The 15843-nt window shown below is 68.4% G+C and carries 13 protein-coding genes, 1 pseudogene and 1 other annotated feature; of the genes and pseudogenes, 7 read left to right on the top strand and 7 right to left on the bottom strand.

Annotation, left to right across the window (positions count from 1 at the left end):
- Positions 1-764 (bottom strand): IS3 family transposase (locus INT49_RS17945; protein ID WP_193119114.1); only part of this gene is annotated, 764 nt, incomplete at its 3' end.
- Positions 672-800 (bottom strand) — a sequence feature (AL1L pseudoknot). It overlaps the preceding gene by 93 nt.
- Entirely contained in the window at positions 761-1081 is a 321-nt protein-coding gene (locus INT49_RS17940; RefSeq protein WP_193119113.1) for a transposase, read from the bottom strand. (Overlaps the previous feature by 40 nt.) The genes INT49_RS17945 and INT49_RS17940, both read right to left, overlap by 4 nt.
- A 55-nt stretch (positions 1082-1136) precedes the next feature.
- On the opposite strand from INT49_RS17940, the pseudogene INT49_RS17935 reads away from it, so the two are divergent.
- Positions 1137-1886, top strand: a pseudogene (locus INT49_RS17935) (MsnO8 family LLM class oxidoreductase); the annotation flags it as partial.
- Between the two features lie 526 nt (positions 1887-2412).
- Here the strand turns inward: INT49_RS17935 and INT49_RS17930 are convergent.
- A complete protein-coding gene (locus INT49_RS17930; RefSeq protein WP_193119112.1) occupies positions 2413-3396 on the bottom strand; it encodes a DNA cytosine methyltransferase in 984 nt (327 codons plus the stop codon).
- A gap of 31 nt (positions 3397-3427) precedes the next feature.
- Positions 3428-4333, bottom strand: a complete 906-nt coding sequence (locus INT49_RS17925) for a NotI family restriction endonuclease (protein ID WP_193119111.1) — start codon at positions 4331-4333, stop codon at positions 3428-3430.
- Positions 4334-5704: 1371 nt separating this feature from the next.
- Here INT49_RS17925 and INT49_RS21305 point away from each other — a divergent pair.
- Both INT49_RS21305 and INT49_RS17910 read left to right on the top strand, forming a co-directional pair.
- Positions 5705-6109 carry a hypothetical protein gene (locus INT49_RS21305; protein ID WP_319021691.1) on the top strand — a complete coding sequence of 135 codons (405 nt, stop codon included), beginning with the start codon at positions 5705-5707 and terminating at the stop codon, positions 6107-6109.
- A 316-nt stretch (positions 6110-6425) separates the two neighbouring features.
- Positions 6426-7301 carry a CPBP family intramembrane glutamic endopeptidase gene (locus tag INT49_RS17910; protein ID WP_193119110.1) on the top strand — a complete coding sequence of 292 codons (876 nt, stop codon included), beginning with the start codon at positions 6426-6428 and terminating at the stop codon, positions 7299-7301.
- A gap of 54 nt (positions 7302-7355) precedes the next feature.
- Here the strand turns inward: INT49_RS17910 and INT49_RS17905 are convergent, their stop codons facing one another.
- Both INT49_RS17905 and INT49_RS17900 read right to left on the bottom strand, forming a co-directional pair.
- Entirely contained in the window at positions 7356-8153 is a 798-nt protein-coding gene (locus INT49_RS17905) for an SDR family NAD(P)-dependent oxidoreductase (RefSeq protein WP_193119118.1), read from the bottom strand.
- Positions 8154-8262: 109 nt separating this feature from the next.
- Positions 8263-9834, bottom strand: a complete 1572-nt coding sequence (locus INT49_RS17900) for a GmrSD restriction endonuclease domain-containing protein (RefSeq protein ID WP_193119109.1) — start codon at positions 9832-9834, stop codon at positions 8263-8265.
- 405 nt (positions 9835-10239) lie between these two features.
- Here INT49_RS17900 and INT49_RS17895 point away from each other — a divergent pair, with 405 nt between their 5' ends.
- The 4 genes from INT49_RS17895 (at position 10240) to INT49_RS17880 (ending at position 13016) form a co-directional block, all read left to right on the top strand.
- Positions 10240-10386 (top strand): hypothetical protein, encoded by a 147-nt coding sequence (locus INT49_RS17895; protein WP_193119108.1) that lies wholly within the window; start codon positions 10240-10242, stop codon positions 10384-10386.
- Between the two features lie 56 nt (positions 10387-10442).
- Entirely contained in the window at positions 10443-11669 is a 1227-nt protein-coding gene (locus INT49_RS17890; RefSeq protein WP_193119107.1) for an amidohydrolase, read from the top strand.
- A gap of 433 nt (positions 11670-12102) precedes the next feature.
- A complete protein-coding gene (locus INT49_RS17885) occupies positions 12103-12468 on the top strand; it encodes a hypothetical protein (RefSeq protein WP_193119106.1) in 366 nt (121 codons plus the stop codon).
- Positions 12468-13016 (top strand): RES family NAD+ phosphorylase, encoded by a 549-nt coding sequence (locus INT49_RS17880; RefSeq protein WP_193119105.1) that lies wholly within the window; start codon positions 12468-12470, stop codon positions 13014-13016. Before INT49_RS17885 ends, INT49_RS17880 begins: the two co-directional genes overlap by 1 nt.
- Positions 13017-13033: 17 nt before the next feature.
- Here INT49_RS17880 and INT49_RS17875 read toward each other — a convergent pair whose 3' ends face one another.
- Entirely contained in the window at positions 13034-15808 is a 2775-nt protein-coding gene (locus tag INT49_RS17875) for a sugar-binding protein (RefSeq protein ID WP_193119104.1), read from the bottom strand.
- Positions 15809-15843 lie beyond the last annotated feature (35 nt).

The raw sequence follows: 15843 nt of genomic DNA, 5'->3' as shown, positions 1-15843 counted from the left end.
TCGGCCGGGACTACCCCATCCTCGCGGGATCGGGTAGATAGAGACTGACAGTCATAGGAATCGCCGCGTGAGCCGACCGAGGCGACCGCTTCTTGCTCGGCCAGGACCTGCCCGTAGCGGATCGCCCGATACTGGACTCCTCGGTCGGAGTGATGCACGAGCCCACTGAGGTCTGCCCCCTCGCGTCTGCGCAGGTAGATCGCCATGTTCAAGGCATCTAGAGCGAGCTCGGTATGTAGCGAGCGAGACGCTCGCCAGCCCACGATCTCCCGGTTGAACACGTCGATCACGAACGCGACGTAGACCCATCCGGAGAACGTGTGGACGTAGGTGATGTCCGCGACCCACAGCTGGTTCGGCGCGAACGCGCTGAAATGGCGGTCCACCAGATCTGCCGGGCAATCCTCCCTCGGCGCGGATCTCGTCGTGTTCGGTGCCTTCTTCCGGCGGATCCCGTGGAGACCGAGGTCGCGCATCAGGCGCTCGGTCGTGCAGCGCGCGACGTGCCCGCGCCCGAGGCGATCTTCTTCACGGTTGAACACGATGTGCATCTTCCTCGCGCCGAACACGCGGAGGTTGTCGTGGTGAACCTGCGCGATCTCCTCCTTGAGGACCTCGTCCCGGCGTGCCCGGGCAGACGGCTCGCGCTGCTGGCGAGCGTAGTAGGTGCTCGGAGCGATCTGGACGCCTGCTTCTCGCAGGGTCGTGCAGATCGGCTCGACTCCGAACTCTTCCTTGTGCTCGTCGATGAACGAGCAGGTCACCTGGAGGGGCGGTCGAGCTCCGCCGCGAAGAAAGCCGACGCAGACCTCAAGATCGCGTTCGCGCGCCGAAGCTCGCGCACTTCCTTCTCGAGCTCGACGAGCTTCTGCGCATCGTCGGTGGTGGTGCCCGGGCGGGAGCCGGCATCGATCTGGGACTGACGGACCCAGCCGCGCAGGGTCTCGGGGTTCACGCCGAGCTGGTCACCGACCCGGCGAAACACTCCCCGCTGGGAGCCGGGATCCTCCTCGAGGAGGTCCAAGACCATCCGGATCGCTCGCTCTCGGAGCTCGTCGGGATACTTACGTGGTGCGGCCATGAGGGTGAAGTCCTTTCCGTGGCTTCAGTCCCTCCATCATCCCCGGGGTGAATCAATCATGCTGCCCAACCACGCCCCGCTGGTGATCGCCGAGCAGTTCGGCACCCTCGAGACGCTCCACCCGGGGCGGATCGACCTGGGGCTGGGCCGGGCGCCGGGCACCGACCAGAACACGATGCGCGCACTGCGCCGCAGCGGTGCCAAGGCCGACACCTTCCCCGAGGACGTAATGGAGCTGCAGGCCTACCTGCAAGGACAGTCCCGGATCCCGGGCGTGAACGCCTATCCCGGCAAGGGCACCGACGTCCCGCTGTACATCCTCGGCTCCTCGCTGTTCGGCGCCGGCCTGGCCGCCACCCTCGGCCTGCCCTACGCTTTCGCCTCGCACTTCTCCCCCGGCGCCCTGCACGAGGCGATCGCGCTGTACCGCCGCGAGTTCCAGCCGTCTGAGCAGCTGGAGGCGCCTCATGTGATCGCCGGTTTCAACGTCATCGCCGCTGACGACCAGGCCGATGCCGAACGCCAGCAGCACGAGATGATGCGCAGCCGGGTGGCGCTGCTGCTGCAACCGGGCACCGAATACACCGACGAGCAGGCCGATGAGCTGCTCGCCGCACCCCAGGCCTCGCACCTGCACCAGATGGCGACCTACAGCGCCGTCGGCACCCCCGGCGTGGTCCGGGACAAGGTCACCGAGTTCGCCGAGCAGACCGGCGCCGACGAACTCATCATCGCCCACCAGGGACCGCGCGTGGAGCAGCGGCTGCGGTCCGCCGAGCTGCTCGCCGAGGCGTACCTGAGCTGAGATTCGCTGCCTGCCGCAGTGCCCCTGCCCGCAACGGTCACTCCTCCGTGAACGGCACCAGACCCTGGTGCCGCCTGCTCGACAGGCAAGCCTCCGGTCGATTCCGACCTCATCATCCTGACCGCTCGGGCCACGAATAAGGGCCTCTGAGACAGAGCCTGTTTACAGGCGTCGACTCCCGTCATCCTGATGTCGTCGCGTCTCGCCGGAAGCCATTTCTCTCGTGTGATGCGCCAACGCTGCATCTGTTCTGGTTGCCCCCGGCGGGTGGCCCAGGTCGTGCCGTTGCGTTCATACCCGAGGGCCTGCGAGACGCAGTTCGACCCGACGTTGTCCAGGAAGGCTTCACTGCTCGCCTCGGCGGCTTCGAACCCCTCGAAGCAGAGGTGGAGCGCGGTATCTCGCATCTCCCTCCCCAAGCCCCGGCCACGGAGCTCTGCTGAACCGGCCCAGGTTTGATGCCGCTGCTGTTTAAGTCCAAGAGGAGGCCCAGCCGGGAGGAACCGACCCAATGGAGCAGTCCAATTCAGGACGCAGCTTCCCCCACAGCTCGTGCGTCAGGTGCGTCGACGATAAGGCCCCTGACGGTGTCCGCGATCGCGGCTGCAAGTTCAACTGGCACGGCATTGCCAACCTGTCGGCCCTGGATTGTCTTGGGCCCGCAAAAGAACCATGAGTCCGGAAAGGTCTGCAGCCGCGCGGCTTCACGGACGGTCAGCTGGCGCGGAAGGGTCGGATGAATTGGGGGATGGAAGCCACCCAAATGGTTGCCCTTCGGGCCATAGCCCCCGCCAGCACGAATTGTGACTGACGGCCTGTTGCCATCGAGCCTCCCTCGCCGATAATTGGGGTCCGTCTGGCCCGGCTCGAGTAGGGACCACCTCTTTACAACATGGTCAGCGTGCATATTGGCTACATGATTGAATGAAGGGGTGTCAGGCATTGAGGCGAGGTCGAGAATTGCATCATTAACATTCCTGAGTCGCTGGGCAGGCTTTGGGGTTGGAAGTTTTGCGAGCCCATCTCTAACGCCGACAACAATCAACCTCCGACGACTTTGGGGGACGCCGAATTCAGCAGCATTAAGGACACCCAGAGAGAAGTTGAATCCCTGCTCCTCAAGCGCTCTCATAATACCAGTTAGATGGTCACCATTGTGCTTGTGACTCAGTGCCGAGACATTTTCGAGAACGACGGCCTGCGGCTGCACCTCGTTAACGACGCGAAAGTACTCTTTCCAGAGGAAATTTCGAGGGTCATCAGGATTACCTTTACCGGCAGTAGAAAATCCCTGACATGGTGGCCCACCTACCACGAGCTCTGCCCCCGCGTACTTCGTCGCGTCAAATTCTCGGATGTCGGCGCACACTACGTTCCATCCGGGACGGTTGTGCCGCAGCGTTTCGCACGCGACAGGGTCGTTGTCGAGGCAGACTGCCGGCTCGAACCCCGCGCGTTCGAAGCCCAGGTCTAGGCCGCCACCGCCACTGAAGAGGCTCACGTATCGCATGCGCCCCATCGTACTGCGGCAGGCCGACAGTTCACGCGAGGACCGATGTGATGGCGCGCTCGTAGGATCCGGCTGGCGGTAGATTTCCCACCCCCGTAAAGTTGTGAGCCACCTGCGAAACAGTAGTGGTCAGTTCGTGCGTCAGCCGCAAGGGAGCGGGCTCGCCGACTGTCGCTCGCTCCCAGTCCGGATCGAACGAGGCGAATGAGATTGTATTACCGCCCGGCGGGTAGGGGGGTAGCGGCATCCCCTCCCCAATAAGCCGATCCATGATCCGCTCATACACCGGCTTCGGCGTGATGAAAAATAGTCCCGCCCGACACTTCGCCTCCTGCTCAAGCACGTTCCCCTTATAGATCAACTGGGGAAGGATTCTCTTGCTTACGTTTTCCCAATTAAATCCGGCAGATACTTTCGATCCAGTTTGCGGCTCGCCCCTGAGCTCTCGTACGCGGTTCTGATAATTGCCGGTAGTGTCAATACTCTGAACTTCGACTGCTACAAAACTTTCCAAATCTCCGCGCGGGGATATTCTGGCGAGAATGTAATCGACAAAATATGAGCCCTTTCCGCCGCGCTGGGGCAAGTGCAGCTCTCCTCCCCAGGACTTGCCGAAAACCCCTACGACCGAGTCCCCAATTTCTGCAGCCCGCAAGCGTGCCTGCCGGCCCGGTACGAGATCGTAATCATCATCGAACGCTTTGCTTGAAACGTAACGAAGGATCTCCCAGTCATCCCCGTAGAGTCGGTTGGGGCAGCAAACAACCGGGGACCGAGTGCTCTGCTTTAGTGTGCATACACCGCTTTTTCCGCCATCGACGAAGTCCTTCACACAAGGCGCATTTATGAAGGGACACCACTCGTCGCGCCTGGCCTGCGTGGCGGCTTCTGAAGTGTCACTAGCGAGGTATCCGAACCAGTCAACGATGGTAGTCATGATGTAATCAGTGTCGCACGGAATCGCCGGCGCCAAGCGCCTTGGCCGCAATCGGTGATACAGCCGGAGATCGGTGGCCTTCAAGTTGCTCTAGGGGCCACCCGCACCCCTCTCAACACCCACATCCCCAACACCGGCAGCAGTGGCCACCACCTGGTCACGCCACTCTTCCCCACCCCGCCGGCGTTCGCCATAACCCCAAGCCCGGCGATCACGGTAACGGCAGCAAGGATCGCGGTGGCACCCTTCGTTCGTCGCCCCGCAACCCCTCGTACCGCCATATAACCAGCACCCTCACCCCTGTGAGCGCGAGGAGCACCAGCGCCCACAGCGGCCTGGTCGCCCACCACGCCCCGCTCAGCGGCTCGGGAAACAGCGCCCGAGCGTCGGGCGCGAGCAGCAGGTGAGCGAGCCACCTTCACGGTGAGGTGCCACAGGAAACAGGTCATGATCCGCTGATAGACCAGCATGGTAACGAACCACGCACCGGGCTTGCGCAGCAGCGCCATGAGCGGCTTCTCGAGCAATAGCACCAGCCCGGACTGCAGTTTGCCGAGGAACGCCATTGTGATGCGGGGGGTCTTGATTCTGAGAGCTCGTCGGCAGCAGCGGTGACCATCGAGACCGGGCACGGACCCACCAACACGAGCAATAGCAGGCCCACTATTCCGATCGCAGCAAGCAGCAGGCGCCGCCAGGGCCCTGCGAGCCGGCCATCGAGCCAGGCGTCCCCGACTTGGTGGAACATCGCCCACACCAGCAGATAGTTCGGTTAGCCGAGCAGCGGCTGGTCGGTGACGATGCTGAGGGCGTCCACGACGTCGTCGAGAACGCCGTGGGGCAGGATGCCGCCATCGGAGCCGACCGCGATGATCGTCCAGTTCCCGAGCACCACTACGGTGATCAGGGCGGCGCGCAGGTGAGTGACGACCCTGTTGGAGGACTCTGGAGCCGCGGTGTCACCTTCTCAGGGCAGGTCAGAGGTGTGTTCCGCATCGCGGGTGTCCCTTCGGGGCGCCCAAAGCGGCGTCCCCGGCAAGATCGTCCGGCTCACGCGTGCGCAGTCGGCAAGAGCATCTCCGCTGCACCGCGGCATCTGCCAGGCTCGCCCCATGACAGCACCCCACCACCACGGCACGACTCACCATCACGACGACGCCCCCGCAGACCCCAACGCCCACCTCTCCCCCACCGAGTACTGGGAGAAGCGATATGGCGACACCGAGCGGGTCTGGTCCGGCCAGGTCAACGCCACGATGGCCGCAGTGGTCCGTGAGCTCACGCCCGGCTCCGTGATCGATCTGGGCTGCGGCGAGGGCGGGGACGTGCTATGGCTGGCAGGCGCACGGCCTGGACATCTCCTCCACTGCGGTGGGCCGCGCCCGCGCCGAGGCCGACGCGCGCGGGCTCGACGGTGCCACCTTCACCGCGACGGACCTCAGCACCTGGCTGCCCGAGCCGGAGTCGGTGGACCTGGTGACCGCGTCGTTCTTCCAGTCGAACGTCGCGCTCGACCGCGCAGCGATCCTCCGCGCAGCGGCGTCGGCCGTGCAGCCCGGAGGGCGCCTGGTGGTCATCTCCCATGCTCAGGGCCCGGCCGGGTCCTCCCACCGGCGACCGAACATTGTGACCGCCCGCGAGGATGCCGCCGAGCTCGACCTGGCTTCGGACCAGTGGACGGTCGTGACGGCGGACGAGCGCAGCCGCCCCGCGACCGGTCATGACGGGCAGTCTTCCGAGCTGGTCGACGCCGTGCTGGTGATGCTCCGGCGGTGAGGCCGACGGGACTGTCCGCCCCGGAAGGCGGTGGCCCGGTAGACCAGCGCAGCGCTCGCCTCCCCCGTTGGTACCAGGCGCGCATCCTCCAGGGAGAAGGTGCTCCCGCGCGAGCAGGTCATCGATCGTCAAGAGGCGGTCCGACCTGGTGTCTCCTCGCTCGCCATGTCGTGGCAGTCCATACATGGTGCCCTGGTTCCTCCCTCCGGAGGAAGTGCGGGGACCTGGGCGATCGGTAGGATCGTCAGCGTTTCTGCGGTGCTGGATCGGTCGCACCGCGGCGAGCCGCCCCACCAGAGCTCGTCACGATCGGAAGGTGACCGCTCCCGTGGAACAGATCCACGAGTCCAGCGCCCCGCGGCCCCGGGTGCTGGCCTCGGCCGCGTGGCGGATCACCCTCGCGCTGCTCCCCCTCGGCGCGGGACTGGCCGCCCTACCCGCACTGCTGCCCGAGGCACGCGACCTCTCGGACCCGACGACGCTCACGCTCCGGATCGCCGCCGGATTCGCTCTGAGCGCCCTGACGATCGCCGTGATCCTGTGCCTGGTCCGCGGCGCGGAGGGTCGGCGGATGCGTGATGCCGGGCTGACGAGTCCGCGCACCGGATGGCGGCTCGCCGTGTGGGGTGCGCTGCTGTGGACCGTCCCGGCTGCGGCGACGTTCAGCGTGCTCGGGCTGCTCGGCGCCCCGCTCACCGCCACCGGGCCGGGGCCCGATCTGGCTCGGACCGTGCTCCTGCTCCTCCTCGCGGTGCTGGTCGCCGAGGCCGTCCCTGAGGAAGCGGTGTTCCGCGGCTATGTCATGCACGCCCTCGGAACGGTCGCCCGTGGATGGTGTGTCATCATCGCCCAGGCGGTGCTGTTCACGCTGTTCGGGGCGATCCAGCGGCAGAGCTGGAACCCGGTCGATCTCTCCCTGTTCCTCGTGATGGGGATCTGGTTCGGCTGGCTCCGCCTGATCACGGGCTCGATCTGGATGTCCGTCGGCTTCCACGCCGCGTTCCAGACCGGAGCCCAGCTGGTCCTCACCCACGATGTGCTCTCATTTGACGGCGGGACCGGCACGGCCATGCTCGCGCTGGGCATGATCCCCTTCACCGTCGCGGCGGCCGTCACCTCCGCGCTGGGGATCCCGCGCGCGGTGCACGCGGGGCCGCGCGCACCGCAGGAGCAGACCGGCCTACGGGCCTGACCGAACCGGCTGAGCGGGCCTGCGGGTTTCCGTCGGCCGCGCCGTGCCGGGTTCTCAGGGCAGGATCGCGTCCGTGTACCCGCCGTCCACACGCAGCGCCCCGCCGGTGGTGGCCGACGCCAGCGGCGAGGACAGGTAGACCACCATGTTCGCGATCTCCTCGGGGCGTATCAGGCGCTGGATCAGGGACTGCGGGCGGTGCAGCCGCATGAACTCGGCCTCCGCCTCCTCCCACGGCAGCGCGGGATCCACCAGCTGATAGACGAAGTCCTGCACGCCCTCGGTGTAGGTGGGGCCAGCGATCACGGAGTTCACCGTCACCCCGGTTCCGGCGGCATCCTTCGCGAAGCCACGGGAGACGGCCAGCAGCGCCGTCTTGGAGACGCCGTAGTGGATCATCTCCGCCGGGGTGACGATCGCGGAGTCGCTGGCGATGTTCAGGATCCGGCCCCAGCCGGTCTCCTTCATGCGCGGCAGCACGGCGCGGATCAGCCGTACCGAGGCCATGACGTTCACGTCCCAGTAGCGCTGCCATTCTTCGTCGGTGATCTCCAGCGCCGAGGCGGCGCCGAAGATGCCGAGGTTGTTGACCAGGACGTCCACGTCGCCGGTCGCGTCGAGCGCGACGGCGAGGCCTTCATCGGTGGTGACGTCCCCGGGGGCGTCGATCAATCGGTCGCGCGGTATCCCGGCGCCGATGAGCGAGTCGATCCCCTCGGCGACGCGGTCGGCCGTGCGGCCGTTGACGGCCACGCGGGCACCCGCCTCCGCGAGCCGCTGGGCGATGGCGAGGCCGATGCCCTGCGTGGAGCCGCTGACGAATGCTGTTCGGCCGGTCAGATCGATACCGATCATGTGTGGGTTCCTCCCCTGGACGTGGCGTCGTGGGTAAAACGCGGGAGGGGGGCGAATCCTTCCCGGGGCCTCGTCATCGTGGGACAGCGCCGGTCAGGACAGTGCTCTACTCGCAGCCCACGCCATCCCCATCACGGTCCAGCTTCGAGCTGTAGCCGGGGTCCCCGGCGTGGATCGGGGCGGCGCCGGCGGCCCGGACCGCATCGCAGTTCTTGTAGTAGGTGGAGCCTCCGCCGGAGCTCGACCCCGAGTCCTTGCTGGAGGACGAGTCCCCGCTGGAGCTGGAGCCGCCAGTCGAGGGCTTCGTCGGAACCGGCTCGGGGGCCGGCTCAGGTGCGGGCTCGGGCTCGGGCTCGGGTTCCGGGGCGGGTGCCGGCTCCTCCTGGGTGGCGATCACGTCGCCCTCCCCGGCAGCCGGCACGGTCCCGTCGTCCTCGATCGCGGCGAAGCCGTCGCAGTTCGCCAGCACACCGCGCATGGCGTCGGCCTCGGCGGGCTTGACCCACAGCTCGTACTTGTCCTTCACCGCGATCTGGCGGGAGACGTACTCGCAGCGGTAGTCCTTCTTCGGCGGCAGCCAGGTGGCGGCGTCTCCGTCGCCCTTCTGACGGTTCAGGCCCGACTCAACGGCGAGCAGGTTCAGCGGGTCGTTGGCGAAGGCGACGCGAGTGTCCTCATCCCACTGGGCGGCGCCGGTCTGCCAGGCATCCGAGAGGGCCACGACGTGGTCGATGTCGATCATGCTGCTCGCGCGGTCGAAGTCCACGGTGTCGCCGCTGTACGGGGAGTCGAGAGTTCCCAGCTGCACGACGCAGCCCTGGGTGCCGCCCTTGAGGCTGATCTGATGCAGGTCGCGCCGCAGGATGTCGTTGCGGGTGTCGCAGCCGTTGCGATCCACGTCGTTACGCCAGCCGAAGGAGTCGCGGTCGTAGTCGGTCTTCGGGGCGCGGCCCTTCTCGTCGAGGCCGGCGAGCATCGCCAGCGCGGTGCCGTCAGCCGCCTCGACGGTCTCGGGCGTCGGGGACGGCTCCGGCGTGGTGGGCTCCGGGGCGGGGGTCGTCGTCGGAGCGGCCTCGGTGGTCGGCTCCTCGGAGGGTTCGGCCGACGCGGCGTCGTCGGCCTGCGTCGGCGTCTCCGTCGGCGCGTCCGGGGATGCCTGTTGTTCCTCCTCCGCGGCCGCCTCGGCGGCCACAGCCTCCGGAGCCGGCGGGGCGGGAGCATCGATCGAGCCGGCAATGCCCACCAGGGCCACGAAGCTCACCGCGACCACGCCGGAGATGACCCGGGAGGGCCACTTGACGGTGTCGTACTGCTGGAGAGGGCGCCCCTTGGCGTCCTTCACCGTGCCGGTCAGCAGGAGCACGAGGTCGATGAGGTACCAGAGGAACAGGCCGCCCATCGTGAGGAACTTCAGCAGCCCCGTCTTCCAGTACCCGAGGTAGAAGCGGTCCACGCCCCACACCCCGAGGAAGAGGGACAGCGCCCATGCGACCGCGTAGTTCTTGCCTGGTTCGGGGCGGGGGCGCTGCGGCTCACGGAATCCGTGCGGCCCGGGGATGCTGTTCGCGCCCGGGAGGACCGGCGGGGTTCCGGGCTCCTGGGGCTGCCCGAACTGCGGAGCGGAAGGCCAGCCCTGGCTGCCGGGCGGCGACTGCGGGGCACGGGGATCGAGAGGCATGAGCATCCTTCAGGGGAGATCGCCGACATGCACGAACTGCGGACCGCGGCGTCGGCACTGGCCACGGGTCTCTTCACCCTCAAGGGTTCACCCGTAGATTATCTTTCAATCACGCGGGTCGGCCCGAGTTCCCGTCGGACGTCGGCGACATCACACCACTGTCCAGAAACTGCGGGCAGGCCCGCCCGCAGGCCCTCCAGAGGCCGACGCCCGCCACCCCGTCCCCGCTCCAGCGCGGGGCATCGCCGACCGGTCGGATCTTCTCTGCACCCATCCAGGTCACAGTCGTCGCCGACGCGGGTAGGTTGAGCTGCAGGTGCGCGTCCGCCGTGCCCGCGGGCCCCTCCGGCCCTGCCGCGGAGCCGACAGTCGGCGTGGACGCCAGGAAGGACAACGGGTGACCTCATGGACTTTCTCGGTCTCGGCCTCTACGAGGCGATCATTCTGGCGGGGATGGGGATCGGCGCCCTCGCCCTCGCGGCCGTGGGTGCAGCCCTGGTGAAGCTCGCCTTCTGGGGCCCTGCCACGCGCCGGCGCGACGACGCGGGCTGACCCCGTCGTCACGACGGAGACCCGCTCCGACCGAAGCACACGTCGAAAGGATCAAGATGTCCGTCCTGAGCCCACAGATGGTCACCTCGCTGGAGGAGAACACGTCACGGTCCGAGGAGCTGTTCCTCGACTTCCACCGCCGCCCCGAGCTGTCGATGCTCGAGGAGCGCACCCGGGCGATCGTCGCCGAGCAGCTCACCGAGTACGGCTACGAGGTGCAGGAGATCGGCGGCGGCGTGGTGGGCGTCCTGAGCAACGGCGACGGTCGCACCGTGCTGTTCCGGGCCGACATGGACGGACTCCCGGTCCAGGAGGCCTCGGGCCTGGACTACGCCTCGACCGCCACGCAGACCGACGCCGACGGCGCCGAGCAGCCCACGATGCACGCTTGCGGCCACGACTTCCACATCACCGCAGGCCTCGGCGCCGCGAAGCTCCTCGCTGAGCATCGCGACGGCTGGTCGGGCACGTACGTCGCGCTGTTCCAGCCCGGCGAGGAGAAGGCCGCCGGTGCCCGGTCGATGGTGGCCGATGGTCTCGTCGACAAGGTGCCCACACCGGACGTGTGCCTGGGTCAGCATGTGCTGACCGCACCAGTGGCCGGGAAGGTCGCGGTCGCCTCCGGGCCCGTGCTCAGCACGGCCGCGTCGGCCCGGATCGTGGTCCACGGCGCCGGCTCCCACGGCTCGATGCCGCACCTCGGGGTGGATCCCGTGGTGCTGGCCTCGGCGATCGTCACCCGGCTGCAGACCCTCGTGTCCCGGGAGATCTCCCCGTCGGACTTCGGTGTGGTCACCGTCGGCTCCCTGCAGGCCGGCTCGAGCGCGAACATCATCCCGGACACCGCCACGATGCTGCTGAACTTCCGCGCGTACAGCGAGGAGATCCTGGATCAGCTGATCGACGGCGCCGAACGCATCGTGCGCGCCGAGTGCGAGGCTGCCCGCTCGCCGAAGGACCCGGAGATCGAGCTGTACGACCGCTACCCGCTGACGGACAACGACGCCGACGCCGCCGAGGTGGTGCGCCGCGGGTTCCTGGAGCAGTTCGGGGAGGACCGGGTGGAGGAGATGAGCCCGGCCACCGCCTCGGAGGACTTCTCGATCGTGCCCGACGCCTTCGGCTCCCCGTACTGCTACTGGGGTTGCGGTGCCTACGCCGAGGGCCGGGAGACGTACCCGAACCACAGCCCCCTGTGGTCCCCCGACCTGCAGCCCACCCTGCGCACGGGGACCGAGGCCGCCGCCACCGCGGTCCTCGCGCATCTCGCCCAGGAGGGCTGAGCCGGACGGCCAGTAGGCGGGATGACTGCCAGAACGCGGAATGGCGGCCAGAGCGCGAGATGACGGCCAGAAGGCGGGATCACGGCGCCTCACACCGGATCCCGCCTTCGCCGGGTGCGGGGCCCGGCGACCGCCGCCCCTCACGGCCGGTCGCCTGCCCTCCCCTTCCCCTGATGGAGGGCGGGCACGAGACCGGTGATGCTGCGCTCTGCGCCGACCCGACGGCCCCCACCGTCGGCCGACTCACGCGGCAAGTCGATCCCGTGCCCTGGCCTCGTATCCCTTGCGGGACCCGCACCCAGTACCTGAAATCTAGGTGGACCCCGGCGGGAGCGCGATGGGGCGGACTGCCCCGATCAGAGGTCCCCGGGGAGAACTCCCCATCATCCCGACGTCTCTTGCAACTTTTTTGTTGCGGGAGGATAGTGGTGCCATGAGCACCATCGACCATCCCGTACAGCCCGACCGCGAGCTGTTCACGCTCAAGGTCCGCTCCACCTCCCGGGCCCTCGGCAGCCAGGCGAAGCTCGCGGCATGGGCCGGCGTGAGCCGCTCCCAGACCACTCGATGGGTGGACGGAGAGACCCAGCCGTCCTCTGACGCCGCCCGCGCCGTCACCGACCTCGAGTTCATCGTCTCCCGTGCCCGCATGGTCTGGGACGAGGCCGTGATCCCCGACTGGCTGAGCGGCCACAACGCCTTCCTCGACGGCGCCACCCCACTGGAGATGGTCCGCCAGGGACGCACCTCCGAGGTCCTCGACGCCATCACCGGCGACGAGACGGGTGTCTACGCCTGATGCTGCTGTACCGCGTGCACCCCTGGGTCGACGGCGTCGACCCCGCTGCACCGTACGGCCCGCTCTACGTTCCGCCGGGACAGGGTGCCGGCCGGTGGGACAACCCCGACCTCTACTCCATGCGCTATTTCTCGACGACTCCAGACGGCGCAATAGCAGAGACCTTCGGGCACCTGTCGGCCTGGTCGTCGGAGATGCTGCTCGTGCCGAGCAACGACGAGGCCGTCCGTGCGCTGAGCTGCTACGAGATCCCAGACTCCGCGCGCCTCGCTGATCTCGCGGATCCAGAAACGCTTCGCACGCTGGGTGTCCGCCGGATCACGGACGTGATCGAGCGTCACAAGCGACGCACCCAACGGCTCGCGGCAACTCTCTTCGACGAGGGCTCTTTCGACGGAATCTCGTGGTGGTCCTCTTACCACCCCACGATCACCCTGGTCGCGACGTGGGGATCAGACGGCATCACGTGCAACCGCACCGATCCCCTGAGCATCGACGCCCCTGAGCTCCAGGACGCTGCGCGCCTCATCGTGCGCGAGGTGCGCTGACCGCGCCGCCCCCGCCGTCATTCGACCGTGGTCGCCGCGGCCGCGGTCCCCGCGTCGTTCTCGAAGGACGCCACCAGGTGCAGGGACGCCCCCTCCGCGGGCCCACCCGTCAGCGGCACGTCCGTGGTCGTCATGCCCTTGTCGACCTCCTGGGCATCGACCGTTCCGAGGATCGTCGAGCCGTCCCACAGGTACAGGCGCAGCGTTCCCGTCTCTCCGGTGCGAACCCGCGCGGAGACGCCGCCCGTCGTGCGGGTGACCTTCTCCAGGCGCAGGGTCCGTGACCGCAGGGCGGGCACGCCGCCGAGGCCGGTGCCGTCCCCGGCGGCCTGCAGGATCGAACCGGGGGACTCCACGGAGCGGGCCGCGGTGTCCGGGATCTGTGGCTCCACCGGGGCGGACGCTCCGGCGGGGAGGTCGGGCAGCTCGAGCACGCCCCAGCGTGAGGGATCGGCCTGGATGCCTGGGTAGGTCGACCAGCCGATCCGGGACTGGCCGGTGTTGTCCTGGGTGTCGGAGTCGTAGACGACGACGTTGAAGCCGATGCTGGTCGGGTCGATGCCGTCAGGCAGCTCGGCGAACGGGATCCTGGTCTCGAACAGGTAGCCGTCGTAGGGGTCGGAGATCGCCGCGGCGATCCGCACTCCGGGAGCGGTGTCCGCGATGGGGCCCTGGCGATTGTCGTGATCGCGCCCGGCCACAGGGCCGCCGATGCCGCCGTCGACAGCAGTGCCCGGCAGGGCGCCGAGGATGAACGTCGAGGCGGTGTTGTCGGAGGTGCCGCGCGGGTCGATCATGATCTCGATCGAGTCGGTGCGGAAGCGCTGCTTGTTGTCCTCCGGGGGCAGCAGAGTGCCGAGCACATCGTCGGTGACCTGCACGAACACGTACAGGTTCTCGTCGTCGTAGGTGACCCAGGTGGTGCCCGAAGCGTCGGCCGCTTCGACCGCCTGGCCCTCCCACAGGGTGCCCACATCGATGCTGTCCCCCGGATATTCGTCGGCCCCGCGGGCGGCATCGATCTCGACGCCCGCGGTGCGCGAGGCGACCAGCCGGGGGACCAGGCAGAGGCCCTGCGCGGTCGGGGCGGCGATCCCGCCGGCCGTCGCCGTGACGGTCACCGGGTACACCCCGCCGTCCGGGGCCCGGTTCGCCGTGGGCAGGGAGGCGTCGGTGTTCTCGAGGTGCACCTCGACGCGGGTCTCCCCCTGGGCGGGGACGGCGTCGACCACGAGCTCGGGGGGATCTGCGGTGAAGCCGTCCGGGAGCTCGAGCGTGATCTCGGCGTCCTGCGCGGAGGTGGAGTGGTTGCGCACCACGACCTCGACGGTGTCGGCGAGGCCGGAGCCCAGGGTGCGTCGCGTCGGGACCAGGGCGTCGAGGCGCTGCATGCCGAGCTCCGCGGTCCAGTCCAGGAATGCGGCGATCTCGGGGCGATCCGCGATCCCTGCTTCCACGGGCCCGGCGGTGCGCAGCGGGAGCACGTTCTCGCCGGTGCTTCCGCGGGAGCTGGCCCGCGCTCGCAACAGCACGTGCTCGCCGGGGGCGGTGCCGGCAGGGGCAGTCACGGTGAAGGTGGCGCTGCGCTGCTGCTTCGCGGGAACGGTGCCGAGCTGCGTGTCGCCCTCGACGCTCCAGCCATCAGGAGCCTCGAGCTCGACCTGGACGCCGGGCAGGGCCTTCCCGGGCGAGCCGACGGCGACGGTCACCTCGAGGCCCTCTCCGGGCAGCGCTACGAAGCGGTCCGAGGTGATCTCAAGCGTGGTGCCCAGCGGCAGGCCCCCGTCGATCGGGAGCGTGGCGCCGGCGAGCGCTGCGGTGTCTCCGCTGGTGGGGTCTGCGAATGGGGTGCGGGAGTCGATGAGGGTGAACCAGGTGACGGGGATCTTCGCGGGTTCGGTGGGTGAGGGCGGGTTCACGGCCCAGCCCTGGGTGCGGTAGCTGTGCACGGAGTCGTCGCGCACGGCGCTCCAGCGCTTGCCGTGGCGATCGGATGCGGTGCCGTTCCAGGCGCCGAAGACGACGTCGCTGGCGATGTCGGGCTCGTAGCCCGCGGCGACGGCGTCGGGTCCCGTGTCGGAGCTGCCGTTGGAGCCGGAGCGCAGGATGCGCCGCGGGGAGAAGGGCGTCAGGCCCTCGTCGAAGTGCTCGGGGAAGACATCGTCCCGCCCGGCGAGCAGGTAGGCCTCGACGGCGAACATCGCAGCCTGCTGGTGGTTGCCGTGGTTGCCCTCGACGGCGGAGGGGTTCATGGTGACGATGACGTCGGGCCGGGTCGCGCGCACCACGCGGATCACGCGGCTGAGGGCCTCGGCGCCGCCCCACACGTCGTAGGTCAGCGGCGCGGACAGGGTGTAGAAGAAGTCGACGGCGTCGAGGTTGAAGACATGCTCGATACCCGCGTAGCCGACCGCGGTGCGCTCCTCGGTCTCGCGGATGAGGCCCAGCGCGGGCCCCTCCTCGAGGCCCACGGCGTTGCCGCCGCCCTCCCCGCGGGTGAGGGTGATGACGCCGGCCCTCTGATCCTCGAACTCGTTCCACTGACCGAAGGCGGCGAGGGTCCACGCCTCGTCATCGGGGTGGGCGCCGATGTACAGGATGTCGAGATCCACTGAGCCGTCAGCGAGGGCCCGCTCCATGGGCGACAGGGCGTTGAGGTCCAGCGCGGTCGCGCCCACGGCGAGGCCCAGCACGGCGGAGCCCTGCAGGAGTCGTCGACGGCTGACGCTCCCCGGCGCCGTCTCCGGCTGCGGGGCGGGCTGGGACAGGGGGCGGGCGAGGTCGAACATCATTCCTCTTCTCTCCAGAGGCATGCCGCTGCGGTGCG

Source organism: Brachybacterium tyrofermentans, from assembly GCF_014897585.1.
In the GTDB taxonomy this organism is placed as follows: domain Bacteria; phylum Actinomycetota; class Actinomycetes; order Actinomycetales; family Dermabacteraceae; genus Brachybacterium; species Brachybacterium tyrofermentans.
This window is presented reverse-complemented; position numbering and strand designations above follow the sequence as displayed.